A 23612-nucleotide genomic window follows, 5' to 3' on the forward strand; every position below is an offset into this window, starting at 1 on the left:
GTGGGGTTGGTGCGGGGGCCGTTCGGGATGCGGAAGATCGCCGGTGGGCAGACAGTAGGCAACGCGGGGGTGAACCCGATACGGGGAAAACCCTTGTCCGGACCCTGTCGGCCCCCCTCCCCCGCCCCGTCCCCTCCCCCGCCGCGCCCCGGGGACGCCGCGGGTCACCTGGGGTTGAGCCTGCGGAAGTGGGTCCAGCTGGTCTCGTTCGGCTCGGTCCACTTCTCGGGGGCGCGGGCGAACTCGGGGTGGCGGGCCGCGATGTACGCGCGGGTGCGCTCGGGCACCTCGGCGTAGGAGCCGAGTTTCACGCCGCGGCAGTGGAAGGTGAGGCCGCCGGGGCGTTGTCCCTGCTCCATCCAGGGCAGCCAGGGCGACTGGCGGGTCCAGGACATGGTGGCGGGCACGCTCGGGGCGTCGCCCGCGAGGGCGGCGGCGGGGGTGAAGAACTGGAAGAGTTCCAGGGCCCGGTAGGTGTCGTCGGCGGAGTTCAGCGGGTAGTCGGCCACGGGCAGCGGGGAGGGGTAGGAGAGGGGGATCTCCAGGCTGAAGCAGACCTGGTCGCCGAGTTCGGTCCGGGGGACGGGGAAGGGCCGCCACCTCTGGTTGGCCGGGTCGTTCCAGACGTGGACGACGGTCTTGCCCTGCCAGGTCTCGAGGATCTCGCGCGTGCCCGGGTCGAGGTAGAAGGCCGCCTCCCGGGAGAGCATGCGGTATCCGCCGGCCCCGCCGTCCTCGGCGTTCTCGGTCTCCAGGCGTGCGACGTTGACGCCCTCGAAGCCGAAGAGGCGGCGGTAGGGCTCGCCGGGGGCCCAGGAATGGACGTCGCCGGACCACCAGTAGGTGACCTCCTCGCCGTCGAGGGAGACGCGGGTGCGGGCCAGGGAGTGCAGGAGCTCTTCCGGTGTCATACGGCAAACTCTGCGCGGCCCGGGTGCGGCCCGACAAGGACCGGACGGGCCAACTCACCGGGGCCCCGGTGCCCGTGGGGCGCGGGACGGAGGGCGGCTCCGGGGCACGGACCGCTCCGCGCCGGGGAGGGGCCGGCACCCTGAGCCGCGATGCCGTACGACCCGTACGAGCCGCGGCGCCGGCCCTCGTAGGGATGCCCGGTTGACGGCCGTGCCGGGCACCGGCAACCGTGACCGCCATGGGCAACGAACACCGACTGCTGGCGCTGCTCGTCTGCCTGGTGCTGGGCACCGGGCTGACGGCCGCCGTGCTGGGCGCCACCCGGGCGGCCGGATCCCGTCAGACCTCCGTGGCGGGCGCCACCGTGGACATACGCGAGGTCGCACCCGGCCCGCGGGGGCCCGCCCCGGCCGGGGCCGCGGGCTCGCCCGGCTCGGTAACGGTGGACTGCGGGCGCAACGAGGAGGGCCACTGGAACGAGGACAACCTCGTGGTCTCGCCGGGACTGCGGGCGGGCGCCCACCACACCCACGCCTACGTGGGGAACCTCTCCACGGACGCCCTGTCGACCGACGCCTCGCTCGCCGGGGCCGCCACGAGCTGCGCGGGCGGCGACCGCTCCACCTACTACTGGCCGGTGCTGCGCCGGGTGGACCGCCCGGGGAGCGGGGCGCACGAACACTCGGCCGGGCACGGCAACACCGGGGAGATCCTGCCCGAGGCCTCCGTGACCGTGGAGTTCCGCGGCAGCCCGGTGAGCAAGGTGGTTCCGATGCCCCGGTTCCTGCGCGCGATGACCGGCGACGCCGTCGCGTACACGGCGGGGGCGCGCGCCGACGTCCGGGCCCGCTGGGGCTGTTCGGGGTTCCCCGACCGGTCCACCACCGACTACCCGCGCTGCCCGGCCGGCTCCCTGGTCACCCGTACGCTCGTCTTCCCCAGCTGCTGGAACGGGCTGGACACCACCGCCCCCGACCACCGCTCCCACCTGCTGTTCCCCTCCCCGGGGGGCGTGTGCCCGCAGGGCACCTTCCCGGTGCCCGAGCTGCGCCTGTCGCTGGCCTACGCGGTGGCCCCGGGCGTGCCGATCGCGCTGGATTCCTTCCCGGAGCAGCGGCACAGCCCGCGGACCGACCACGCGATGTTCGTCGACGTGATGACGGACGCGCAGATGGACGCGGTCGTCGCCTGCCTCAACGAGGGACGGGACTGCCGGACCTGAGTGACGTACGTCACGTGAACCGGACGTGCGCCCGGGGCGTGTTCCGACCGCACCAGGTAACACCAGGCGGACGGAGAGGGTGAGATGGCCGGACCACTGTGGCCCCGCACTCGGCGGGGCTCGACCGACGAGGCACTGATCAGGTCGGTCTACGAGGAGCACGGCAACGCCCTGCTCGCGTACGCCACCCGGCTGACCGGGGACCGGGCCGCCGCCGAGGACGTCGTGCAGGAGACGCTGATCCGGGCCTGGAGGCATTCCGAGGTCCTGGTCAACGGGAAGGGCTCGGTGCGCGGCTGGCTGCTCACGGTGGCCCGCAACATCATCACGGACCGGTACCGCGCCAAGGCCGCCCGGCCGCCGGAGGTCTCCGGTGCTGCGGCCGCTCCCCCGGTCGAGGGGGACCACGCGGACGCGGTGGTGGACACCATGACGGTGCTCGGCGCGCTGGACCGGCTGACGCCGGAACACCGGGACGTGCTGACGGAGTTGTACTACCGCGAGCGCAGTGTGGCCGAGACCGCAGACCGCCTCGGCATTCCCGCCGGTACGGTCAAATCCCGCTCGCACTACGCGCTCAAGGCCCTGCGCGAGGTGTTCGCGGACGGCACCGGGGACGGCGCCGGGAACAGACGATCAGGCCGGCCGCCCCAGCAGCCCGGCGGACTGCGGGAGGTGGTGGCGTGAACCGGCAGCGGCACGAGGAGGAACTGCTCGGCCCTTACGTGCTCGGTGTCCTGGACGAGGACGACGTACGGCGTGTCGAGGAGCACGTCGGCGATTGTGTGCGGTGCCGTGAGGAGGTGGCCGCGTTGCGCGAGATGGAGGGCGTACTGGGCGAGGTGCCCGAGGAGGCGTTCCTCGAAGGGCCTCCGCAGGGCGGCGATCTGCTGCTCCAGCGGACCCTGCGGCAGGTGCGCGGGGAGCGGGCGGCCTCCGCGCGGCGCCGGGTGGGGCTGGCGGGTCTTGCCGTGGCGGCGTCGCTCGCGGCCGTGTTCTGGGCCGGAACGCAGCTGGGCGGGGACCGGGAGCAGGTCGGGGCGCTGCCCCCGCCGCCGTCCCCGACCGCGTCGGCGGTGCCCTCGGCGCCCGTACCGGGGACCAGGGTGGCCTCCGCGACGGACCGGGGCACCGGGGCGCGGATGAACGTGCAGGTGACGCCCGCCGCGAAGTGGGTGCGGGTGCACGCGGCGGTGACCGGGATCCCGGCGGGCGAGCGGTGCCGGCTGGTGGTGGTCGCCAAGGACGGTACGCGCTCCACCGCAGGCGGCTGGGTCGTGGGCACGGCCGAGCACGGTGAGGGCAAGGGGGCGTCGCTGGACGGCTCCGCGGCCGTGGACCCGGCGAACGTCAGGGAGGTCCTGGTGGAGAACGAGTCCGGCCGGACGTTCGTGTCCGTCCCGGTGTAGCGGGGGCACGCCCGGGAAGCGGGCCTTCGGGCCCGCCGTGCCGGGGTCCGGGAGCATCGCCCGCTCCCGGACCCCGGTCCCGCGTCACCGCGCCGATTCCGCCGGTCCGCTCACCGCTCCTCGGTGCGGCGGGCCGTTCACGGGTTGTGGAAGCGGGCTTCGGGCGCTTCGGCGGAGGGTCCGTCGAGGGCCGGGGCGGGCCGTCCCTTGAGGTGGAGGTCCAGGAAGGCCGTCACGTAGCGCCGGGTCAGCTCGACGGCGCGGGATCCGGCGAGGGGGGCCTCGGGGTGGGGCAGGCCGAGCTGGTCCCGCAGGGCCGGGAAGTCGGTCGCTCCGAAGTGGTCGGTGCCGTCGAGGGTGATCCAGCGCTTCCAGCCGTCGAAGTGCGGCCACGGGCCGGACCAGCTGCCGGGGGCGTCCCCGGGCACGCTGGCGGCGGAGCCCAGCAGCATGAAGGGCCGGCCGCCGATGCCCGCCGCCGGGTAGGGCTCGGGCAGGGTGCCGTCCATGTCGATGCCCGCGCGGATCCGCGGGTCGGCTGCCATCGCGGGCAGGGCCGTGGCTCCGCCGATGGAGTGGCCGGCCATGGCGATGCGGGACGGATCGATGAGATCCGCGTTCTTCCAGGCCGGATGACGCCCGGTCAGGCGGTCGAGCAGGAAGGAGGTGTCGCGGGCGCGGACCTCGGTGACGGCCTCGCGGCCGCCGGGGCCCTGGGTCTGGTCGCAGGCCAGGCAGGTGAGGATGCGGCCGCCCGGGAAGGCGGTGGCGGCGCTCTCGTACGCGTGGTCGACGGCGGCCACCACGTAGCCGCGGGAGGCGATCTCCTCGGCGAGGGAGCTGAGGGTGGCGCGCGGGACGGTGAAGCCGGGCGAGAGGACGACGAGCGGGTAGCGGCCCCGGACGGGCCGGGCGTCGGTGCGGGCGTGCGCCCGGGTGGCGGCGAAGACCGCCGGGTCGATGACCTTGTCCAGGTCCCTGTCGGCGAGGATCAGGCGGGCTTCCTCGGTGCTCAGGTACGGCGCGGGTGCGCGCCCGGTGCCGCGCTGCGCCGGATAGCGCAGGGTGACCATCAGCTCGCGTGGCCCGGAGTGGGCCCAGGGATCGGTCCGGCTGCGGTCGACCAGGTGGAGGTCCTCCTGGCCGACCGCGAACCGGCCGGTGGCCGACGGCAGTTCGAGCGCCGCGCGCTGGGCTTCCGAAGCGGCCGGTGCCGCCTGCGCGGCGGAGGCGGCTGTGATCGGGAGCGGCAGCAGCAGGGCTAACAGGGCGGCGGCGGCCGCGGTGCGGCGGCGTGTGGTGTTCATGACGCCGAATCTAGTCCGCGGCCGGTCACCCGGCGTCAGCTGGTGGTGGTATCCCGGGTCAGACCGTGGTAGCAGAGAGCCTCACGGGCAGGTCGTGGAGGTCGTTCTGGGTCAGGATCGGCTTGTTGCGCAGCTCCGCGCGGCCGACGGCCAGGCTCAGGTCCGGGAAGCGGGCGTAGAGGGCCGGCAGGGCCACCAGGGCCTCCAGGCGGGACAGGGCCGCGCCGGGGCAGACGTGCGGGCCGTGGCCGAAGGAGATGTGCCGGTTGGGGGTGCGGGTGATGTCGAACTCCCCCGCGGTCTCGCCGTGCTGGGCCTCGTCGCGGCCCAGGGCGCCGAAGGACACGATCAGGCCCTCCCCCTTCGGCAGGATCCGGTCGCCGACCTCGATGTCCTCGGTGGCGAAGCGGATGAGGACGTGCGAGGTCGGGGTGGACCAGCGCAGGGTCTCCTCGATGACGTTCTCCCAGGGGACCTCCCCCGCGAGGACGCGTGCGCGCTGCTCGGGGTGGGTCTCCAGGGCGACGACGGCGTTGACGATCAGGCTGATGGTGGTTTCGTGGCCCGCGGCGACCATCAGCTGGAGGGTGTTGGTGATCTCCTCGGTGCTGAGGTGGTCGCCGTCCGCGGAGGCCGCGATCAGGGCGCTGGTGAGGTCGTCGCCCGGGGTCTCGCGCTTGGACTCCACGATGCGGGAGAAGAGCGCGCCGAGGTCCGCCATCATCCGGGGGACCTCCTCGGGCAGGGTCTGGGTGGAGAAGAACTTCTCGAAGAGCGCCTTGAGCCGGGGGTGTTCGGCGGCGTCGACGCCCATCAGCTCGCTGATGACGTTCATCGGGAGCGGGTAGGCGAAGTGCGCCTTCAGGTCGACGCTCTCGCCGGCCGGGAGGGTGGCCAGCTTGTCGAGCATCTCCGTGGTCAGGGCCTCGATGCCGGCGCGCAGCTTCTCCACCCGGCGCACGGTCAGGGCCTGGGCGACCAGGGTGCGCAGGCGGCGGTGCTCCTCGCCGTCGACGGTGAGCATGGAGCGGCCGGGGTTGGCGAGGCCGATCAGCGGCCAGTCCAGGGGGATGTCGCCGCGCTGCCAGGCTCCCCACACGTTGATGTCCTTGACCACTCTGGGGTCGGTGAGCAGTCTCCTGGCCTCGGCGTGGTGCGTGACGGCGTACACGCCGACGCCGCCGGGCAGCACGACGGGAACCAGCGGGCCCGCGGCGCGCAGGGCGGCGCTCTCGGCGTCGAGGTCGGCCACGAACGGGTCGAGGACGAGGGGGGCGGGGCCGGTGTGGTCGATCGGGCAGGTCATCGGGTGGCTCCAAGAGCGGGGGTGGGAGTGAAGGTCACGGGGAGCGCGGTCAGTCCGCGCAGCCACGGCGAGGGGCGCCGGGTGAGCTCCTCGGCGGGGCCGGCCAGGTCGACGTCGGGGAGCCGGTCGAGGAGGACCTCGATGCCGGTCCGCGCGATGACCTCGGCGACCTCCTGGGCCGTGAAGGGGCAGCGGTGTTCGCCGTGGCCGAAGGAGAAGAAGGCGTTGTTCCCGCCGGTGAGGGCGCCCGCGTCGGTGCGGACGTTCGGGTCGCCGTTGGCGGCGGCCAGGCCCAGCAGGACCAGGTCGCCGCTGCCGATGCGCTGTCCGCCGAGCTTGGTGTCGCGGGTGGTCCAGCGGCCGGCGACGTTCTGGGTCGGGGTGTCCTCCCAGAGCACTTCGTTCATGGCTTCGCCGACGCTGTGGCGGCCGCCGGCCAGGGAGGCGGCGAACCGGTCGTCGGTGAGCATCAGGCGCAGCGAGTTGCCGATCCAGTCCGCGGTGGGCTGGTGGCCGGCGGCCATCATCACCATCAGGTCCTGGGCGACCTCGTCGAGGGTGAAGCCGGCGGTGTTGGCCAGCATCCGGGAGGCGACGTCGTGACCGGGTTCGGCGGCCTTGGCGGCGAGCAGCGCGTACATCGACTCGCCGAGGTGGCGCTGGCCGTCCAGGGCGCCCTCCCGCCCGTTGATCATGTCGTTCATGGCGGTGACGAGGCCGGGGCCCTGGTCGTCGGAGAAGCCGTAGACGCGGGCGAGGACGCGCAGCGGAAGGAGCATGGCGTACTCGCCGACGATGTCGCACTCGCCCCTGCCGCACAGCTGGTCGATCAGCTCGTCGGCGAAGCGTTCGGCGTGGCCCTTGAGTTCGAAGGGGTCCACGGCCTCCAGGGCGTCGGAGATCACGGCGGCGCGTTCGCGGTGGCGTTCGCCGACGGTGTAGAGGATGGACGGCTGCTTGCGGCCGATCATCGGGAGCAGGGGCCAGTCGGCGGGGATGCGGTCCCACTGGTTCCACAGGTCGGAGTCGCGCGAGAAGAGCTGGGGGTCGCTGGTGACCTGGTGGAGTTCGCGGTAGCCGAGGACCAGCCAGGCCGGGACGTCGCCGTCGAGGACGACCGGGGCGACGGCGCCGTGGTCACGGCGCATTTCCCGGTACAGCTCGGTGGGTTCGGTCTGGAAGCGGGGGCCGCCGAGGTAGACGGGCTGGGGCTCGGGGGTGGTCACGGGGTGGGCTCCGGGATCGGGGGCTGGAGGGCCGTCTGGGGGTGTCGTGCGCGCTGGAGGTGCCGGAGGTGTTCGACGAGGGAGATCAGCACGTGCTTGCTGGACTCGCGGGAGCGGGCGTCGCAGAACAGCAACGGCACCTCGGGCGGCAGATCGAGGGCGCCGCGGACCTGCTCCGGGGTGTGGGTGGGGCCGCCGAAGTCGTTGCAGGCCACGACGAAGGGCGTGCCGTGGTGTTCGAGGCGGTCGATGGCGTACCAGGAGTCCGCGAGCCGACGGGTGTCGACGAGGACGACCGCGCCGAGGGTGCCGGAGAACAGCCGGTCCCACAGGAACCAGAACCGCTCCTGGCCGGGGGCGCCGAAGAGGTAGAGCACGTTGTGCGCGTCGAGGGTGATGCGGCCGAAGTCGAAGGCGACCGTGGTGGCGGTCTTGGCGTTGATGCCCTCGGTGTCGTCGACGGCCTCACCGGCCTTCGTCATCGTCTCCTCGGTGTTCAGCGGGCGGATCTCGCTGACGGAGCGGACCATGGTGGTCTTGCCGACGCCGAAACCGCCCACGATGACGATCTTGAGACCGTTGTCGGCGGTGCTGCTGAGGGCCTGACGGGGTTCGCCCGGGTCAGAGGTTGCGGAGTCCAACGAGCACCTGCTCCAGGATGTCGAGGTCGGGAAGGCGGTACGTCGAGGCGCGGGGGTGCCGAGCGCTGATGCGGCCGGTGCCGTGGAGGTCGGCGAGGAGGATCCGGACGATCGACACCGGCAGGCCCAGCTCGGCCGCGATCTCGACGACCGCCGTCGGGAAGCGGGACATCCGCAGGATCGCGGCGTGCTCGGACTGCATGCCGGGCACCGGATCGCATTCGGCGACGATCAGGGTGACCAGGTCGAACGCGTCGGAACCGGAGCTGCTGCGGCCGCCGGTGAGGGTGTAGAGCCGGTCCGGGGAGTCGTCCCGGCCCGGCCTGCCGCGGCTCATCCCCGGGGCCTGGCGATCAGATGCTCGCTCAGCTGCTCCACCAGTTCGGACATGTTGTGGCCGACGAGGCCCGCGTCGGCGTCGTCGGCGGCGACGAGGGCGAGGTGCGCGCCCTCGCCGGCCTCGACGATGAAGAGGATGCCGCCGTAGAACTCGGCCATGGCGGAACGGACCCCGCCGCTGCCGTCACCGAACTCGATGGACGCCCCGTGGGACAGGCTCTGGATGCCCGCGGCGATCGCCGCGAGCTGGTCGGCCTGGTCGACGGAGAGCTCGGGGGTGCGGCACAGCTTGAGGCCGTCGCGGGAGAGCACGAGGGCGTGCCGGGCGCCGGGGGTGCGCTCCAGGAGACCCTCCAGGAGCCAGCTGAGCGTCTCGTCGGTGGTGGAGCCGGTCATGGGGTGTTGCCTTCCGGGTGCGTGGGTGTCGAGGGCTGCTGCGCCGAGGTGCCGCGCACGGCCTGGCGGAAGCTGCCGAAGCGGGCGGCGGACTGGGAGGCGCTGCCGGGGGTGGCCCGGGTACGGGCCGCCGCGCCGGCGGCGTCGGGTCCTTCGGGGTGGGCGGCGGCCAGGGTCCGGCCGCGCCGCCGCTGGGGCAGTCCGCTCTCGCCGAGCACCGGGGTCGTACCGGTGGTTTCGGGGTCGTGGGTGGTGTCCGCGCCGTCGTGGACCGGCTCGGGCTCCGGGGCGGGCGCCTGCGCGGGCGCGGCGGCGGCCCGGGGAGCGGGCTCGGGGGCGCTGATCAGCGGCGGGGCGGGGACGGGTTCGGCCGGGGTGCGGCTGATCAGGTCCTGCGGGAGCATCATCAGCGCGCCGGTACCGCCGCGCGCGGAGGGCCGGAAGGAGACCGTGAGCCCGTGCTTGCGGGCGAGGCGGCCGACGACGGCGAGGCCGAGGCGGGTTCCGGAGAGTCCGGCCAGGTCCAGGGACTCGGCGGTGACGGCCTGTTCGGCACGGCTCAGCTGGATCTCGCTCATGACGAGGCCGCTGTCCTCGACGGTGATGACGATCCCGGCGGGCACCTCCTCCACGTAGACGTGGACCTCGGCGGTCGGCGGCGAGAAGTTCGCCGCGTTGTCGAGGAGTTCCGCGAGGGCGTGCATGACGCCCTCGGCGGCGTGTCCGGCGACGGCCGCCTCGCAGGTGGAGTGCAGGCGGACGCGCTGGTAGCCGCCGATGCGTCCCATCGCGCCGCGCAGGATCGATTCCATGACGATCGGCCTGGCCCAGCGGCGGCCCGAGCGGGCTCCGGTGAGGACGGCGATGGAGTCGGCGAGGCGGCCCGCCTGGGCGGTGCGGTGGTCGAGGTGCAGCAGGTCGCCGAGGACTTCCTCGTCGGCGTGCCTGTGCTCCATCTCGCGCAGGTCGGCCAGCATTCCGGTGGCGAGCGCCTGCATGCGGCCGGCCGCGTTGGCGGCGGCGGCCATGGCGGCGGCCCGTCCGGACCGGGCCAGGCGCAGTTCCTCGGCCAGTCGTTCGCCGGTGGCCCGATGGTCGGCGGCCATGCTCTCGAGCTCGGCGGTGTGGGCGGCCGTCAGCCGGTCCAGTTCGGCGGCGCGGGCGGTGGTCAGGTGGTCCATCTCGGCGGTGTGCGCCGCGACGAGCCGGTTCCGCTCGGCGGTGCGGGCCGCCGTCTCGCGGGCCGCGTCGGCGGTGAGCCGGGCGATGTGCGCGTCGCGGTCGGCGATGTCACGGGTGACCTCGGAGAGCCGGCCGCGCAGCTGCCGGGCGCTGCGCGCCCACCAGGTGACGGCGCAGGCGGCCACGGCGAGGAGGAGTGATCCGGAGGCCGAGAACCATCCCAGGGGAACCTGGATGGATGACGGGGCCGCGGCCACCGCCGCCATGGAGAAAGTACCTGTGGCCGCCGCGGTGACGAGCAGCGCGAGCGCGGAGGGGCGAAGGGGGGAGGGCGACGCCGTCATTAGTCAAAGCCTCAAACCGGGCGTAAATGGAAGAGAGGGTTCCTGTGGCAACGAGGCACAACTATAAGAGGATTGCTGATCGTTTAGGAAAGCTCTTGTCGAATATCACGCTCTGTAGCGCCCACTAAGGCTGTATCTGGAGCGGTTTCGGGGCTATGCCATGGCATCCTGTGACGTCACAGCTCGCCGGACGGGATCGGCGGAGGGGCGTCCGGGGAATATGGGGAAGGTCATGAGGCTCTGCTTCCTGGTGGAAGAGCACTACCGCCGTGACGGCATGCCGAACGAGGTGATCCGGCAACTGACCGCATGGGGACACCGGGTGGACGTGGTCCGTCCGGGAGGCTCCCTGCTGCGCATGGACGAGGTCGTGCGCTCGGGCGCCCACGACGCGTGGGTGCTGAAGACCGTGTCCGGCGGACCGGGGCTCACCCTCCTCGAAGCGGCGGCCGCCGCCGGCATGACCACGGTCAACGACGCCCGCGCGATCCGCGGCGTACGGGACAAGGCGCTGGCCGCCGCCATCGGCAGCGCCCGGGGCCTGCCCCAGCCGCAGACCTACGCCGTCGCCCGGCCCGAACTCCTCGCGGAGATACCCGACAGCGCGTACCCGCTCGTCGTCAAGCCCGCCGACGGCAGCTCCGGGCGGGGAGTGCACCTGCTGGCCTCACCGGACCGGCTCCCCGCGCTCCTCCCGGAACTCGCGGGCGAGACCATGCTCATCGCGCAGCCGTACGTCCCGAACGCGGGCACCGACATCAAGGTGTACTGCGTCGACGGCGAACTCTTCGCCACCGAACGCTGCTCCCCCCTGCACCCGGACGCCGCGGTGCGCGAGCGGCAGGTGCCGCTGCCGGCCGAGGTGGCCCGGATCGCCGCCCGCGTGGGCGAGGTGTACGGGCTGGACCTGTACGGGGTCGACGTCCTGCTGGGTCCCGACGGGCCGGTGGTGGTCGACGTGAACGACTTCCCGAGCTTCCGCCAGGTACCGGACGCCGCGGCCCGGGTGGCCCGTGCCGTCCTCGCGCTGGCCCGCGCGGGCGGCCGGCGCGAGTGCCCGCCCGCCGCGCCGTTCGTGCTGCCCGTGACGATCCCGCTCCAGGTGGCCGCGGGGGCGGGGGACGGAGCGTGAGGATCGGCCTGATCACTCCGGACGCCGGGCACCCGCTGCTGGCGGCCACCGTCGCGGCGCTGGCCCCCGGCGGGCACACGGTGGACGTGCTGGATCCGGCCGCCGGACCCGCGGCGGCGGCCGGCGCGCGGGCCGACGTATACCTGCTGAAGGCGCGCACCCCGTCCGCGCTGGCCCTGGCCCGGGAACTGGAGCGGCGGGGGGCGCCCGTGCTGAACTCGGCCGCCGCCACCGAGGCCTGCCAGGACCGCACCGGCATGGCCGAGCTCGCCCTGCGGGCCGGGCTGCCCTTCGCCCCCACCCGCACCTTCGCCGCGGCGGCGCGGCTGGAGACCGCGGCCGGGCTGCCGTGGCCGATGGTGGTCAAGAGCCGGCGCAGCCACAAGCACGACCTGGTCGCCCGCCTCGACGGCCCCTCGCGGCTGGCGGAGCTGGTGGGCGACTGGAGCGAGGAGCCGGTCGTGGTGCAGGCGTTCGCGCCCAACGACGGCTGGGACCACAAGCTGTGGGTGATCGGGGACCGGGTCTTCGCGGGCCTGCGGCGTTCCGAACTGGCCGCCGGAGGAAAGGAACCGGCGCGGAGCCTGGACCGACTTCCCGACGGCTGGGCCGAACTGGCGCTCCGGGTGGGCGAGGTGTTCGCGCTGGACGTCTACGGCGTGGACGTCATCGACACCGCGGGCGGCGCCCCGCTCATCGTGGACGTCAACGCCTTCCCCGGGATCCGGGGCCAGGCCGGCGCCCCCGAGGCCCTCGCGGCCCTGGCCCTGCGCCGGGCGGCGGGCTGATCCCCCGGCGGCGGGCGTAGCGTGGGGGCGGTCTATAGAGGGGCGGTCCCATGCGCGCGGTGGTGTTCGAACGGTACGGGGAGCCGGCCGAGGTCCGGGAAGTGCCCGATCCGGCGCCGGCGCCGGGCGGGGTCGTGGTGCGCGTCGAGGCGACGGGGCTGTGCCGCAGCGACTGGCACGGCTGGATGGGCCACGACCCCGACATCACCCTCCCGCACGTCCCCGGGCACGAACTGGCCGGGGTCGTCGAGGCGGTGGGCACCGGGGTGTCCGCCTGGCGGCCCGGCGACCGGGTGACCGTCCCCTTCGTCTGCGCCTGCGGCACCTGCGCCGACTGCGCGGCCGGCGAGCACCAGGTGTGCGCCCGCCAGACGCAGCCCGGGTTCACGCACTGGGGTTCCTTCGCGGAGTACGTGGCCCTGGACCACGCCGACGTGAACCTGGTGGCGGTGCCCGGGGAGCTGTCGTACGCCACGGCCGCCGCCCTGGGCTGCCGGTTCGCCACCGCGTTCCGGGCGGTGGTCGCCCGGGGCCGGGTGGCGGCGGGCGAGTGGGTCGCCGTCCACGGCTGCGGCGGCGTCGGTCTGTCCGCCGTGATGATCGCGGCGGCCGCGGGCGCGCGGGTCGTCGCCGTCGACACGGCCCCCGCGGCACGGGAACTGGCCCTCTCCTTCGGCGCGGCCCACGCCCTCGATCCCCGGGCCGCCGGGCCCGCGGGCGCGGCCGGGGCGGTACGGGAGCTCACCGGCGGCGGCGCGCACCTCTCGCTGGACGCCCTGGGCTCCCCCGCGACGGCCGCCGCGTCGGTGGCCGGGCTGCGCCGGCGCGGACGGCACGTCCAGGTCGGGCTGCTCCCCGCGGGGTCCGGGCCGGCGGCGCTGCCGATGGACCGGGTCATCGGCTGGGAGCTGGAGGTGCTGGGCAGCCACGGGATGGCCGCCCACGCCTACCCGCCGATGCTGGAACTGGTCCGCTCGGGCGCGCTGCGCCCGGACCTGCTGGTGACCCGTTCCCTCCCGCTGTCTGGGGCCCCGGCCGCGCTCGCCGCGATGGGCTCGGCGCCCGGGTCCGGGGTCACGGTGATCCTGCCGCCGGAGTGAGTCCCCGGGACGGCGGGCGGAGCGGGCCCGGCGGCGGGGGCGTCAGTCGGGGGCGTCAGGCGGAGCCGGCCCGGTGGGCGTGGCGGTGGCGGTGTCGGATCAGGAGCGCCGTGCCGGCGGCCACCGTCAGGAGGGCGCCCGCCACGCTGAGCAGCCAGACCGGGACGCCTCCCACGGTGAGGACCTCGTAGCGGTAGACGGCCCGCTGGTAGGGGGTGTCCTTGGCGGTGGCGCGCAGTTCGTGGTCCCCGTCGATGCGGGCCGGCTCCGGGAACCGCTGGTCGATCGCGGTCAGGAACACCGGCTGGTCGCCGGCGAGTGCGGCCAGCGGGCCCTTCGGGGTGATCCGTCCGGCGAAGGTCACCTCCGGGGTGGCGCCGCCGATCGCGGAGGCGGGCTCCATCCGGTGGGCGGCCAGTACGAACAGGCCGAGGGACTGCGGGGTCCGGGCCAGCCGGGACAGGCGCATCGGGTAGACGAGGCGGGTGCTGGCGAACCGGATCCGCAGCGGGTCCAGTTCACCGCTCAGGGGCCGGCCCTGGTCGCGGGGGGCGAGGCGGACGGCCACGTACTCCCACTTCTGGTCGACGTACGGCTTCAGTTCGGCCGCGAGCCGGTCGGGCAGCTTGAACCCGTTGGTCTCCAGCCAGGTGCGCAGGGCGTCCGGGTCGGTGGCGGTGAGCCGGGCGACGTCGAAGTCGCCGAGCCGCTCGCGGCCGACCACACCGACCGAGGGGGCGGCGCCGGGCGGTGCGGCGCCGACGAGGCGGTCCCGGTCGTCGGCGAAGGGCCAGTCGGTGTCGCGCGGCCAGAAGTACGTACGGGTGCGGTGCACGGGCCGGGTGAGTTCGGTGAGCGCGGGGAAGAGCCCGGCGTCGCCGAGGCCCACGGTCGCCCGGCCGGGGACGGGCATGATCCAGGCGGCGCGGCGGGCGTCACCTCCGACGGTGAACCGCATCACGATCTCTTCGCTGCGGCCGTCCCAGCGCACCACCGAGGCCTCCCGGTCGACGCCGATCCGGGACGCCTCGTCGGGGACCATCGCCCCGCAGCCGCACGCGTAGGCGGGGCTGATCAGGGAACCCGCCAGGACGGCGAGCAGGGCGAGCAGCAGGGCCGGGATTCTTCGCTTCATCCACACGGGTCTCAGACGAAGGTGCCCGCGGTACGGTTCCGGCGGGCGCGGCCGGCGGGTGAGGGGTGCGTCCGCTGCCCGCGGTGCCTCGTTCCCGGGACCGGGACCGCCCTGGACCGCCCTGGACCGCCCTGGACCGCCCTGGACCGCCCCTGCGGACGGGAGCGGCGACGGCCCCGCTCGACCCGGTCCCCGCTCCCTCCCATACTGGGGCCTCGTGAAAGGAGCCCCATGAGAGGGAAGGACAAGCCGCGCAGCAGCCCGCTGGTGCCGGACGGTGTGCGGGCCGAGCTCGCACGGCAGGACTGGGCGTCCGTGACCTGCGGCTGCGGCCGCTCGGCGGAACACCTGGAGGACGCCCTGTGGGACGCGGCCGAGGGACATCCGGCGGCGTTCCACGCGTTGCAGGGACACGTGTTCACCGGGACCCGGCTGTGGCCCCCGGCGCCGGCCGCCTGCGCGGTGCTGATGGCGGTGTGGTCGGCCGGCCCGCCCCGGCTGACGACCCGCGAGGCGCTGCTGTGGACCCTGCTGTCCCTGCTGAGCGCCGAGGACGACGGGGAGGCGTACGGGGCGGGCCTGTACGGGCAGGTCGCGGCCCACGTACGGACCGGCCTGCCGCTGCTGGTCGGCGTGATGGAGACCGGGCCGGGGTCGGTCTCCGGGGCCTACGCCGAGGGCATCCTGGAGCTGCTCGTCCTGTCGGCCTGATCCGCGGGCCCTGCGCCGGTCATACCGCGCAGGAGCTCCGGGGTGACCTCCTCCAGGGAGGCGGCGAAGGTGCGCAGCGCCGAGCGCGGTACGTCCAGCAGCGAGGGCACCACCAGCAGCGCGCAGCCCGCGGCCTCGGCGGAGGCCGCGCCGTCCGGGGAGTCCTCCACGGCCACGCAGCTCGCGGGCGCGAGGCCCAGGCGGGCGGCGGCGGCGCGGTAGGGCTCGGGGTGCGGCTTGGTCCGTGCGGTGTCGTCGGCGGAGAGCGTGAAGGCGAACGGGACGTGTGCGAGCGCGCCCCCGACCACCTCGTCCACGACCACCCGCGGCGACGCGCTCACCAGCGCGAAGGGGATGCCCTCGGCCTCCAGCGCCGTCAGCAGCCGCTGGGCGCCGGGGCGCAGGGGCGCCCCGGCGGCGACCCGGCGGAAGAAGCCCCCGGTGAGTTCGGCGGCGACCTCCGCCGGCTCCCCGCGCCCCGCCACCCGTACGAGGTGGGCGGCGGTGTCCCGGACGGCGCGGCCGACGACCTCGGGGGCGTCGGCGGGGCCGAGGCGGTGTCCGAGCCGCTCCGCGGTCTCCTCGGTGGCCTCCCACCAGAGCACCTCGGTGTCGACGAGGGTGCCGTCCATGTCGAAGAGCACGGCGGCGGGCGCGTTCACGCGGTCCTCGCCACGACGAGCACGGGCCGTTCGGCCGGTCCCACGACGGCCCGCGCGCCCGGGGCCAGGTCCCCGGCGTCGCGCGACGGCAGATCGGCCTTGACCCGGGTGCCGTCGGCGAGGTCGAGGTGGAGGCGGGTGACGGCGCCGAAGAAGGAGGCGGACGCGACGGTGGCGCCGCCCTCCGGGTCTGCGGTCACGGTGAGGTTCTCGGGGCGGACCAGCACCTCCACGTCCGCGGTGGCCGGGACGGGACCGTCGACGGGCAGCCGGATGCCGGCGACGTCCACGAGGCCGGTGTCGGTGAGGCGTCCGGGGAGCCGGTTCATGGTGCCGACGAACTCGGCGACGAAGGGGGTCGCGGGGCGTTCGTACAGTTCGGCGGGGGCGGCGCACTGCTCCAGCCGGCCCGCGTTCAGGACGGCGACCCGGTCGGCCATGGACAGGGCCTCCTCCTGGTCGTGGGTGACGAACACGGTGGTGATGCCGAGGTCGAGCTGCAGGCGGCGGATCTCCTCGCGCAGGTTGGCCCGTACCTTGGCGTCCAGGGCAGAGAGCGGCTCGTCCAGGAGGAGCACGCGGGGGCGCAGGGCGAGCGCGCGGGCGAGGGCGACGCGCTGCTGCTGGCCGCCGGACATCTGGTGCGGATAGCGGTCGCCGTGGTCGGGCAGGCCCACCAGGTCGAGGAGTTCGGCGGCGCGCTCGCGGCGCCGCGCTGCGGGCACCTTGCGCAGGCGCAGGCCGAAGGCCACGTTGTCGCGGGCGGTGAGATGGGGGAAGAGGCTGTACGACTGGAAGACCATGCCGGCGTCACGGCGGTTGGCCGGCACCCGGGTGATGTCCTCGCCGTCGACGAGGACTTCGCCGTCGTCCGGGGTCTCGAAGCCCGCGAGGACGCGCAGTGCGGTGGTCTTGCCGCAGCCCGAGGGGCCGAGCAGGGCGAGGAGTTCGCCGGGTTCGACGGTGAGGTCGAGGCCGTCGAGCGCGACGGTGGAGCCGAACGCCCGGCGCAGGCCGCGGAATTCGACGCGGGCACCCGCCGGGGCGGCGGGGCCGGGGCCGGCCGGCTTCCGCGGCGCGGTGAGGGTCGTGGACATGGAGGTCAGGACTCCTTGCGGGAGGTGGCGGGGGCGGCGGAGACCGAGGAGGGGTTCGTGCCGGCCCGCGAGAGGACGAGCAGCAGCAGCCAGGTGATGAGGAGGCTGAGGATGGAGACGGCCACCGACATGCGGGCCTGGGCGCCGGAGATGGAGACGATCCACACGGCGAAGGGCTGGAAGCCGAGGAGCGAGGCGATGGTGAACTCGCCGAGGACCAGGGCCAGGGTGAGGAAGGCCGCTCCGGCGAGTGAGGCGCGCAGGTTGGGCAGCAGTACGCGCAGGACCACGTGCGGCCAGCTCGCTCCGCAGCTGCGGGCGGCCTCGACCAGGGTGGGGACGTCGACGGCGCGCAGTCCCGCGTCGAGCGAGCGGTAGACGAAGGGCAGGGCCAGCACGGTGTAGGCGAGGACCAGGACGACGGGGAAGTCCGGGTTCTGGACGGCGAGGAAGGTCTGGTACAGCGGGGTCCGCGAGAGGTGCTCGGGCCCCCAGCGGAGCACCGTGGTGATGCCGGTGACCAGGGCGATGGGCGGTACGACCAGGGGCAGCATGCACATCACCTCCACCACGGGCCGCAGCCTCGGCGAGCCGATCCGTACGGCGACCAGTGCCGGCACCGCCAGCAGCAGGGACAGCGTGATGGTAGCGGCGGCCAGGCCGAGCGAGAGGAGCAGGCTCCGCAAGAAGCCCTCGGCGCCCAGGAGTTCGGTGTAGGCCTCGAAGGTGAGGCCCTGGCCGGGCACGTGCACGGTGAACACGAAGGAGGCGGCGAGCGGGAGCAGGAAGTAGGCGCCCGCGAGTGCGAGGACGGCTCCGCGCCAGATGCGCGGACGCGGGCGGCGGGCCCGCGCGCGGGCGGCCCCGGGGGCCGCTTCGGCACGGTCCGCCCGGGGGGCGGTCGGGGTCATCGCAGCCATCGGGCGCTCCGTCGCTGGAGGGGCAGGTAGACCGCCATGACCAGGCCGGCGATCAGGATCATGTCGAGGCCGAGGGCGAGCGCCACGTTCTCCTGGCCGGTGAGCACGTTGCCGGAGAGGGCGTCGGCGATCTTCAGCGTGACCAGCGGTACGGAGCCGCCGACGAGGGCCGCGGCCGTGGCGTGGGCGGCGAAGGCGGTGCCGAAGAGCAGGACGAACCCGCCGAGCAGGGAGGGTGCCAGCACGGGCAGGCCGACGTGGCGCCAGAACTGCCGTCCGGTGGCCCCGTTGTCCTGGGCGGCCTCGCGCCACTGCGGGCGGAGCCCGTCCAGGGCGGGCACGATCACCAGGACCATCAGGGGGGTGAGGAAGTACAGGTAGACCACGGCGAGGCCGGTGAAGGAGTACAGGTCCCAGCCGAGGTCGGTGAGGTCCGCGAGCTGGGTGACGACTCCGGAGATCCCGGCGGTCGCGATGAACGCGAAGGCGAGCGGCACCCCGCCGAAGTTGGCGAGGACGCCCGAGGCGGTCAGGGCCGCGGAACGCAGGGCGGTGGAGCGGGAGGTGACCAGGGCCTGCGCGATCAGGACGCCGAGGACTCCGCCGAGCAGTGCGGTCAGGGCGGAGAGCTGGACGCTGCCGATGAGGGAGTCGAGGTAGGGGCCCTGGAGGGAACGGGCGAGGTGCTCGCCGGTGACGCGGGTGGCGCCGGTGCCCGGGTCGGTGCGGGTGACGGCGCCGAAGGCGATGGCGCCGAGCGGCAGGCCGAAGCAGAGCCCGGTGAAGGCGAGGAGGGGGAGGGCGGCGAGCCAGGTGCGCGGGCCGCGCCGCCGGCGGCGGAGGGTGGTGCCGCCGGCGGTCCCCCGCGTGGGGGAGGTGGGGGTGGGTGCGGACATCAGCTGAGGGCCTTGTCCCACTTCTCGGCGAGGGTGGCCTTGGCCTTGTCGAGCTCGGTGGAGGCCGGGAAGGACGGGGTGCCCTGGACCTGCGGGAGCTTGGTGACGGCGTCCTTGTCGGCGGTGCCGTCGGCGGCCATCACGGGGAGCAGCACGGGGCGGGCGTGGCCCTTCAGCCAGATGTTCTGGCCCTCGGCGCTGTAGAGGAACTCCATCCACAGGCGGGCGGCCGCCGGGTTGGGGGCGTCCTTGTTGATGGCCTGCGAGTAGTACTGGGCGTAGACGCCGTCGGAGGGGACGGAGACCTTCCAGTCGACGCCCTTGCCCTTGAACTGCTCGGCGTAGCCGGCGTTCAGGTAGTCCCAGTCGATCGAGATGGGGGTCTCCCCCTTCTCGACGGTGGCCGGGGTGGACTCGACGGGGATGAAGTTGCCGCTCTTGCGGAGCTGTCCGAAGAAGTCGATGCCGGGCTGGATGTCGGCGAAGGAGCCCTTGTTGGCGAGGGCGGCCGCGTAGACGCCGCCGAAGGCGGAGCCGGACTTGGTGGGGTTGCCGTTGAGGGCGACCTTGCCCTTGTACTCGGGCTTGAGGAGATCGGCGAAGGTCTGCGGGCAGTTGGGGATGCGCGCGGCGTCGCAGCCGATGGAGACGTAGCCGCCGTAGTCGTTGTACCAGCGGGCGTCGGCGTCCTTCTGGGAGCCGGGGATCTTGTCCCAGGCGGTGACCTTGTAGGACGCGAACAGGTTCTCGGCGGCGCCGCTGCGGGCGAAGGCGATGCCGAGGTCGAGGACGTCGGGGGCGCGCTTCTGGCCCTTGCGGGACTTGACCGCGGCGATCTCGTCGGCGCTGGTGGCGTCCGGGTTCTCGCTGCCTACCTTGATCTTCGGGTACTTCGCCTGGAAGGCCTTGACCATCTCGCCGTAGTTCGCCCAGTCCGGCGGCAGGGCGATGACGTTGAGCTGGCCCTCCTTCTCGGCGGCGGCGACGAGGGCCTCCATGCCGCCGAGGTCGGCCGCCGAGGTCGCGGCGCCCGGCTGGGTCTTGCCCTTGGCGTCGCCGGAGGCGGCGCCGCCGGGCTGCTGCGGGTCGGGCGCTGCGCCGCACGCGCTGAGCGTGGTCAGGACGGCGGCGCTGAGCAGTACGGCCGCGCCGCGACGGGCGGTGGAACTGAGCACGGTCTCTCCCGGAGACGAAGGGGGCTGCACTTGTCAGATCACTTGTCTGAACAAGTTGGCTCCAGTTCGCCCGTGCTCGCTGTACGGACGGTGAACGGTGGCTGGACCGTGGAGCACGGCTCGACGAAGAGACGAGAATGACCGAAAGGAGGCGTGACAGATCCGCCCGGATGCTCATCGATGATGATCAAGACCTTGAGGTCGCAGAGCACCGCAACGAGGGGGAACGGCATGGGAACGGCCCGGTATCTGGAGATCGCCGACGAGCTGCGCCGGGCGATCCTGTCCGGCGCCCACCCGGTGGGGGGCCGGCTGCCCTCGGAGAGCGACCTCGCCACCCGCTGGTCGGTCTCGCGCGGAACCGTCCGCCAGGCCGTGGCCACCCTCGCCGCCGAGGGACTCATCGGCTCCAGCCAGGGCGCTCGCAGGATCGTCCTGCGTCACGAACGACGGCACAGTTTCGGCGAGTTGAACAGCTTCGCGCAATGGGCCGAGGGGGTCGGCCACGAGGTGCGCAGCCGCTTCCTGTCCCGCACCCGGCGCCCCGCCACCGCCGAGGAGGCGGAGCGGCTCGCCCTGCCTCCGGGTACGGAGATCATGGCCGTACTGCGGCTGCGGACGCTCGACGGCGAGCCGACGATGGTGGAACGGACCGCCTACGCCGACTGGGTCGCGGCGGCCGTGGAGGCGCTGCCGGAGGACTGCCGCTCGGTGATGGACAGCCTCGCCGCGGACTCCGGGATCGTGGCCCACTACGGGGAACACCTCATCGACGCGCTCCCGGCGGGCAGCGAGGACGCCCGGCTGCTGGAGATCCGGCGGGGAGGTCCGCTGCTGCGCCAGCGACACACTTCGGCCACCCGCACGGGTCGCCCGATCGAATGGTCCGACGACCGGTACCGGGCCGGCAGCGTCACCTTCAGTGTGAGCAACTCGGCGGTAGCCACACCGCTGGAGCGGCATCCGGGGGGCGGCGAACGCTGAGGCGGGGGCGGCGCGGCCGCCGTCGTGCCGGGGCGGTGACCGCGCCGGCCCCGTCGCGGAGCGGTGCGACCGGGTGCCCGCCGAAGCGCCGGCTGCCGTCGGTGACCGGAAGCTCGATCATGCTGTCGACTCCGCCGCTGTAGTGTCCCCACCGAAAACCGGTCCATCGCCGAACCTGCGTGAGGGAGAACCTTGATCGACGTGCACCGGCTGCGCATCCTGCGCGCCGTGGCCGAGCACGGGAGCTTCAACCGCGCGGCGACGGCCCTGCGGCTGACCCCTTCGGCCGTCTCCCAGCACATCGCCGCCCTGGAGCGCGGCATCGGCCACCCGGTGGCGCGGCGCAGCCCGCGCGGAGTCGCGCTCACCGAGGCCGGACGGCTGCTGGTGGAGACGGCCGAGACGGTCACCGCCGAGCTGGACCTCGTCCGGTCGCGGATCGACCGGCTGACCGCCGACCGGGCCCGCCTGACGGTGGCCACCTTCACCAGCGGCGGCCGGCACCTGCTGCCGCGGGCGCTCGCCGCCTTCGTGGCCGTGCGTCCCGAGGTCGAACTGACGGTGGTGGAGGCCGAACCGGAGGTCTCGCTGGCGATGGTGCGCTCCGGGGCGGCGGACCTCGCACTGGCCTACCACTTCGACGGGCCCCTCCCGGCCGGCGGCGCCGGTCCGGCCGGTCCGGCCTGGCTGCCCCTGATGGAGGACCCGCTGTACGCGGTCCTGCCACCCGGCCACCGGCTGGCGGAGCGGGAGGTGCTGGAGCCCGCGGAACTGGCCGGCGACCGGTGGGTGCTCGGCTGCCTGAAGACGGAGGCCTTCCTTCGCCGGTACGCGGACCGCGCCGGGTTCGAGCCCCGCGTCGCCGCGTCGACCACCGACTACTTCTTCGCCCAGACCCTGGTCGGGGCGGGCGTCGGGGTCTCCCTGATCCCCCGCATCGCGCTGGCCCCGGCCGCCGGATCGGCCCCGGTGGCCCTCGCCCCACCGCGCCCGGCCCGCCACATCGGGGTGGCGACCCCGCGCCGCACCCCCCTCGACCCGCTCGCCGCCGCCCTGCGGGACGCCCTGCGCGAAGCGGCGGCGGCCGACTCGGGGGCGGCCTCCGGCGCGGGCACCGGCTCCGGCCCGGGGTCCGGCCCCGAGTCCGGCCCCGGCACCGGCGCGGCCACACCGACCGGCGTGGAGGTGGGCCGGTGAGGCACCTGCTGCAAGGGCTCGCCGCCAATCCGGCGCTGCCGCCCGCGTTCGTCGCCCGGCTGATCGCCTTCGCCGTCGGGGAGGGCGCCGAGGAGGGCGGCTGGGTGGACTCCGCCCTCTCCGACCGGGCGGACCTGAGCCGTGACCAGGCCCTGGCCCTGGCCGCCCACCGGGGGATCCTGGCCGTCGGGCCGGTCCGCCGGGGGGTGCTCCGCGCCGACGACATCGATCCGCGGGCCCTGCCGGACGCCGCCCTCGCCCTGCTCGACGAGGGCCTGGGCCTGCCGCACTGGCCCGCTCTCCTCGTCACGGACACCGACTCCGACCGCCGGCGGAAGCTGGCCTTCTGCCCCGGTCTGCCGCCGGAGGTCGCCGCCCTGCTGGCCGCCGACCACCAGCTCGACGTGGTGAGCGGCCTCGCGCTGTACGGGACCCCGGACCCGGCAACGGCGGCCCTGCTGGCCGCGCATCCGCACGCCGAGGTGCGCCTGATGACCGCCCTCAACGAGAACGAGGCGGTGCCCCCGGCCCTGCTCTCCGCGCTGCTCACCGGCGAGGGACTGCCCCCGGCGTCCGAGTGTTCCGTCTGCGAGAAGGACCCGGAACTGCGCTGGTGGCAGCCCTACGTCCGCAGCGGAGCCGCCTGCGACGGCTCCCACCGGTCCACCGTCCAGGACACGCGGCAGGCCGCCCTGGCCAACCCCTCGACTCCCGCCGATGACGTGGCCCGGTTCGCCGGCGACCCCTCGATGCTGCTGCGCGAGCGCGTGGCCGCACGGGCCGGTCTGCCTCAGCGGGTGTACGCGGAACTCGCCCGCGACCCGATGCCCGGGGTCCTGTGGGCCCTGGCCGGCAATCCCGGGACCGGTGAGGCGGTGATCCGCGAACTCGCCGGCGTCCGGGACCCGGAGGTGCTGTCCCGCCTGATCCGCCACCCCCGCCTGCCACTCGACCTACTGGCCGGGCCGGTCGGCCGGGCGCGGGCCGGCCGGGAGCCGCTGCCCCGGATCGCCGCCGCGACGGAGGCCGAGGTCGACCGGCTGGCGGCCTCGGCCGAGGCGGGCGTACGGGCGCTCGTGGCGCGGCGGCGCGATCTGCCGCCCGCGGTCCGCGACGCCCTCGCCGCCGATCCTGACGCGAAGGTGGTCAAGGCCGTCGCCTCCCACCCGGGCCTGGGCGAGGACCGGCTGCGCGCGATGGCGGCGCGGCACGGCGTGGCGGTCCTGGCGCAGGTCGCCGCCAACCCGGACGCCCCGGGCGCCCTGCTGGAGGAACTGGTCCGCCACGATCCGCCGGTGCTGGGAGTGCTGCGGGCCGTGGCGCGGCATCCGAACGCCACGGGGCCCGCGCTGCTCGGCTGCCTGGCCGACGTCAGGGCCCGCCGGCACGCCGCCGCCCATCCTGCACTGCCCGCACGGGAGTTGCCCCGCCTGCTGGACGACCCGGACTGGCAGGTGGTGGAGGCCGCGGCGGCCCACCCGGCCCTCCCGCTCGCGGTGATGCGGGATTCGATGCCCTGAGGGGGACGCCC

The 23612-nt window shown here is 74.5% G+C and carries 24 protein-coding genes; 10 read left to right on the plus strand and 14 right to left on the minus strand.

The window, feature by feature from the left end:
• Positions 1–164 precede the first annotated feature (164 nt).
• Positions 165–911: a DUF1838 family protein gene (locus ACZ5D2_RS07055; RefSeq protein WP_371680241.1), complete on the minus strand. Its 747-nt coding sequence runs from the start codon at positions 909–911 to the stop codon at positions 165–167.
• 239 nt (positions 912–1150) lie between these two features.
• Between ACZ5D2_RS07055 and ACZ5D2_RS07060 the strand changes: the two genes are divergently transcribed.
• The 3 genes from ACZ5D2_RS07060 (at position 1151) to ACZ5D2_RS07070 (ending at position 3543) form a co-directional block, all read left to right on the plus strand.
• Complete coding sequence (locus tag ACZ5D2_RS07060; protein WP_371680240.1) at positions 1151–2134, plus strand: DUF1996 domain-containing protein; 984 nt, start codon at positions 1151–1153, stop codon at positions 2132–2134.
• A gap of 84 nt (positions 2135–2218) precedes the next feature.
• Positions 2219–2821, plus strand: a complete 603-nt coding sequence (locus tag ACZ5D2_RS07065; protein WP_371680239.1) for a sigma-70 family RNA polymerase sigma factor — start codon at positions 2219–2221, stop codon at positions 2819–2821.
• Positions 2818–3543: an anti-sigma factor family protein gene (locus tag ACZ5D2_RS07070; RefSeq protein ID WP_371680238.1), complete on the plus strand. Its 726-nt coding sequence runs from the start codon at positions 2818–2820 to the stop codon at positions 3541–3543. Before ACZ5D2_RS07065 ends, ACZ5D2_RS07070 begins: the two co-directional genes overlap by 4 nt.
• A 137-nt stretch (positions 3544–3680) precedes the next feature.
• Here ACZ5D2_RS07070 and ACZ5D2_RS07075 read toward each other — a convergent pair whose 3' ends face one another.
• From ACZ5D2_RS07075 to ACZ5D2_RS07105, 7 genes are read right to left on the minus strand one after another with little or no spacing between them, the layout of a single operon-like run.
• Positions 3681–4850 carry an alpha/beta hydrolase family protein gene (locus tag ACZ5D2_RS07075; protein ID WP_371680237.1) on the minus strand — a complete coding sequence of 390 codons (1170 nt, stop codon included), beginning with the start codon at positions 4848–4850 and terminating at the stop codon, positions 3681–3683.
• Positions 4851–4908: 58 nt separating this feature from the next.
• Complete coding sequence (locus ACZ5D2_RS07080) at positions 4909–6156, minus strand: cytochrome P450 family protein (protein ID WP_468927767.1); 1248 nt, start codon at positions 6154–6156, stop codon at positions 4909–4911.
• The gene (locus tag ACZ5D2_RS07085) at positions 6153–7382 is read right to left on the minus strand and encodes a cytochrome P450 (RefSeq protein ID WP_468927770.1); all 1230 of its coding nucleotides are present in this window, start codon (positions 7380–7382) and stop codon (positions 6153–6155) included. The genes ACZ5D2_RS07080 and ACZ5D2_RS07085 overlap by 4 nt, the downstream gene beginning before the upstream one ends.
• Positions 7379–8023, minus strand: a complete 645-nt coding sequence (locus ACZ5D2_RS07090) for a GTP-binding protein (protein WP_371680234.1) — start codon at positions 8021–8023, stop codon at positions 7379–7381. The genes ACZ5D2_RS07085 and ACZ5D2_RS07090 overlap by 4 nt, the downstream gene beginning before the upstream one ends.
• Positions 8004–8360 carry a DUF742 domain-containing protein gene (locus ACZ5D2_RS07095; protein WP_371680233.1) on the minus strand — a complete coding sequence of 119 codons (357 nt, stop codon included), beginning with the start codon at positions 8358–8360 and terminating at the stop codon, positions 8004–8006. The genes ACZ5D2_RS07090 and ACZ5D2_RS07095 overlap by 20 nt, the downstream gene beginning before the upstream one ends.
• Positions 8357–8758 (minus strand): roadblock/LC7 domain-containing protein, encoded by a 402-nt coding sequence (locus tag ACZ5D2_RS07100; protein WP_266836659.1) that lies wholly within the window; start codon positions 8756–8758, stop codon positions 8357–8359. The genes ACZ5D2_RS07095 and ACZ5D2_RS07100 overlap by 4 nt, the downstream gene beginning before the upstream one ends.
• Positions 8755–10284: a sensor histidine kinase gene (locus tag ACZ5D2_RS07105; RefSeq protein ID WP_468927775.1), complete on the minus strand. Its 1530-nt coding sequence runs from the start codon at positions 10282–10284 to the stop codon at positions 8755–8757. Before ACZ5D2_RS07105 ends, ACZ5D2_RS07100 begins: the two co-directional genes overlap by 4 nt.
• 232 nt (positions 10285–10516) lie before the next feature.
• Between ACZ5D2_RS07105 and ACZ5D2_RS07110 the strand changes: the two genes are divergently transcribed.
• The 3 genes from ACZ5D2_RS07110 to ACZ5D2_RS07120 are packed head-to-tail and all read left to right on the plus strand — an operon-like array spanning position 10517 to position 13304.
• Entirely contained in the window at positions 10517–11416 is a 900-nt protein-coding gene (locus ACZ5D2_RS07110; protein ID WP_371680231.1) for an ATP-grasp domain-containing protein, read from the plus strand.
• Positions 11413–12204, plus strand: a complete 792-nt coding sequence (locus ACZ5D2_RS07115) for an ATP-grasp domain-containing protein (protein ID WP_371680230.1) — start codon at positions 11413–11415, stop codon at positions 12202–12204. Before ACZ5D2_RS07110 ends, ACZ5D2_RS07115 begins: the two co-directional genes overlap by 4 nt.
• Positions 12205–12254: 50 nt before the next feature.
• Positions 12255–13304 (plus strand): zinc-dependent alcohol dehydrogenase family protein, encoded by a 1050-nt coding sequence (locus ACZ5D2_RS07120; protein WP_371680229.1) that lies wholly within the window; start codon positions 12255–12257, stop codon positions 13302–13304.
• A gap of 55 nt (positions 13305–13359) precedes the next feature.
• On the opposite strand, the gene ACZ5D2_RS07125 is transcribed toward ACZ5D2_RS07120, so the two are convergent.
• Entirely contained in the window at positions 13360–14439 is a 1080-nt protein-coding gene (locus ACZ5D2_RS07125) for a DUF2330 domain-containing protein (protein WP_371680228.1), read from the minus strand.
• A 231-nt stretch (positions 14440–14670) separates the two neighbouring features.
• Here ACZ5D2_RS07125 and ACZ5D2_RS07130 point away from each other — a divergent pair, with 231 nt between their 5' ends.
• On the plus strand, positions 14671–15150 hold the full coding sequence (locus tag ACZ5D2_RS07130; protein ID WP_468927781.1) for a hypothetical protein: 480 nt from the start codon (positions 14671–14673) through the stop codon (positions 15148–15150).
• On the opposite strand, the gene ACZ5D2_RS07135 is transcribed toward ACZ5D2_RS07130, so the two are convergent.
• From ACZ5D2_RS07135 to ACZ5D2_RS07155, 5 genes are read right to left on the minus strand one after another with little or no spacing between them, the layout of a single operon-like run.
• Positions 15108–15812: an HAD family hydrolase gene (locus ACZ5D2_RS07135; protein WP_371680227.1), complete on the minus strand. Its 705-nt coding sequence runs from the start codon at positions 15810–15812 to the stop codon at positions 15108–15110. The genes ACZ5D2_RS07130 and ACZ5D2_RS07135 overlap by 43 nt on opposite strands.
• Positions 15809–16909: an ABC transporter ATP-binding protein gene (locus ACZ5D2_RS07140; protein ID WP_371680226.1), complete on the minus strand. Its 1101-nt coding sequence runs from the start codon at positions 16907–16909 to the stop codon at positions 15809–15811. Before ACZ5D2_RS07140 ends, ACZ5D2_RS07135 begins: the two co-directional genes overlap by 4 nt.
• Before the next feature lie 5 nt (positions 16910–16914).
• Positions 16915–17829 carry an ABC transporter permease gene (locus ACZ5D2_RS07145; RefSeq protein WP_371680225.1) on the minus strand — a complete coding sequence of 305 codons (915 nt, stop codon included), beginning with the start codon at positions 17827–17829 and terminating at the stop codon, positions 16915–16917.
• Positions 17817–18725 (minus strand): ABC transporter permease, encoded by a 909-nt coding sequence (locus ACZ5D2_RS07150; protein ID WP_468927787.1) that lies wholly within the window; start codon positions 18723–18725, stop codon positions 17817–17819. Before ACZ5D2_RS07150 ends, ACZ5D2_RS07145 begins: the two co-directional genes overlap by 13 nt.
• Positions 18725–19900, minus strand: coding sequence for an ABC transporter substrate-binding protein (locus tag ACZ5D2_RS07155; RefSeq protein WP_468927790.1), 1176 nt, complete (start codon positions 19898–19900; stop codon positions 18725–18727). The genes ACZ5D2_RS07150 and ACZ5D2_RS07155 overlap by 1 nt, the downstream gene beginning before the upstream one ends.
• 231 nt (positions 19901–20131) lie before the next feature.
• Between ACZ5D2_RS07155 and ACZ5D2_RS07160 the strand changes: the two genes are divergently transcribed.
• The 3 genes from ACZ5D2_RS07160 to ACZ5D2_RS07170 all read left to right on the plus strand — a co-directional run bounded on the left by ACZ5D2_RS07160 (position 20132) and on the right by ACZ5D2_RS07170 (position 23601).
• A complete protein-coding gene (locus tag ACZ5D2_RS07160) occupies positions 20132–20884 on the plus strand; it encodes a GntR family transcriptional regulator (protein WP_371680221.1) in 753 nt (250 codons plus the stop codon).
• Between the two features lie 192 nt (positions 20885–21076).
• Positions 21077–22081 carry a LysR family transcriptional regulator gene (locus ACZ5D2_RS07165; protein ID WP_371680220.1) on the plus strand — a complete coding sequence of 335 codons (1005 nt, stop codon included), beginning with the start codon at positions 21077–21079 and terminating at the stop codon, positions 22079–22081.
• Positions 22078–23601 carry a hypothetical protein gene (locus ACZ5D2_RS07170; protein ID WP_468927795.1) on the plus strand — a complete coding sequence of 508 codons (1524 nt, stop codon included), beginning with the start codon at positions 22078–22080 and terminating at the stop codon, positions 23599–23601. Before ACZ5D2_RS07165 ends, ACZ5D2_RS07170 begins: the two co-directional genes overlap by 4 nt.
• The last annotated feature ends 11 nt before the right edge of the window (positions 23602–23612 follow it).

The sequence above is a fragment of the Streptomyces sp. NPDC031479 genome, from assembly GCF_055581065.1.

What these genes read in the sequence shown, in the direction of transcription:
- ACZ5D2_RS07160 (WP_371680221.1), top strand. Translation starts at nt 20,132, where the DNA reads ATGGGAACGGCCCGGTATCTGGAGATCGCCGACGAGCTGCGCCGGGCG.
- ACZ5D2_RS07120 (WP_371680229.1), top strand. Translation starts at nt 12,255, where the DNA reads ATGCGCGCGGTGGTGTTCGAACGGTACGGGGAGCCGGCCGAGGTCCGG.
- ACZ5D2_RS07080 (WP_468927767.1), bottom strand. Translation starts at nt 6,156, where the DNA reads ATGACCTGCCCGATCGACCACACCGGCCCCGCCCCCCTCGTCCTCGAC.
- ACZ5D2_RS07110 (WP_371680231.1), top strand. Translation starts at nt 10,517, where the DNA reads ATGAGGCTCTGCTTCCTGGTGGAAGAGCACTACCGCCGTGACGGCATG.
- ACZ5D2_RS07125 (WP_371680228.1), bottom strand. Translation starts at nt 14,439, where the DNA reads ATGAAGCGAAGAATCCCGGCCCTGCTGCTCGCCCTGCTCGCCGTCCTG.
- ACZ5D2_RS07100 (WP_266836659.1), bottom strand. Translation starts at nt 8,758, where the DNA reads ATGACCGGCTCCACCACCGACGAGACGCTCAGCTGGCTCCTGGAGGGT.
- ACZ5D2_RS07150 (WP_468927787.1), bottom strand. Translation starts at nt 18,725, where the DNA reads ATGTCCGCACCCACCCCCACCTCCCCCACGCGGGGGACCGCCGGCGGC.
- ACZ5D2_RS07145 (WP_371680225.1), bottom strand. Translation starts at nt 17,829, where the DNA reads ATGGCTGCGATGACCCCGACCGCCCCCCGGGCGGACCGTGCCGAAGCG.
- ACZ5D2_RS07065 (WP_371680239.1), top strand. Translation starts at nt 2,219, where the DNA reads ATGGCCGGACCACTGTGGCCCCGCACTCGGCGGGGCTCGACCGACGAG.
- ACZ5D2_RS07140 (WP_371680226.1), bottom strand. Translation starts at nt 16,909, where the DNA reads ATGTCCACGACCCTCACCGCGCCGCGGAAGCCGGCCGGCCCCGGCCCC.
- ACZ5D2_RS07130 (WP_468927781.1), top strand. Translation starts at nt 14,671, where the DNA reads ATGAGAGGGAAGGACAAGCCGCGCAGCAGCCCGCTGGTGCCGGACGGT.
- ACZ5D2_RS07095 (WP_371680233.1), bottom strand. Translation starts at nt 8,360, where the DNA reads ATGAGCCGCGGCAGGCCGGGCCGGGACGACTCCCCGGACCGGCTCTAC.
- ACZ5D2_RS07060 (WP_371680240.1), top strand. Translation starts at nt 1,151, where the DNA reads ATGGGCAACGAACACCGACTGCTGGCGCTGCTCGTCTGCCTGGTGCTG.
- ACZ5D2_RS07105 (WP_468927775.1), bottom strand. Translation starts at nt 10,284, where the DNA reads ATGACGGCGTCGCCCTCCCCCCTTCGCCCCTCCGCGCTCGCGCTGCTC.
- ACZ5D2_RS07075 (WP_371680237.1), bottom strand. Translation starts at nt 4,850, where the DNA reads ATGAACACCACACGCCGCCGCACCGCGGCCGCCGCCGCCCTGTTAGCC.
- ACZ5D2_RS07055 (WP_371680241.1), bottom strand. Translation starts at nt 911, where the DNA reads ATGACACCGGAAGAGCTCCTGCACTCCCTGGCCCGCACCCGCGTCTCC.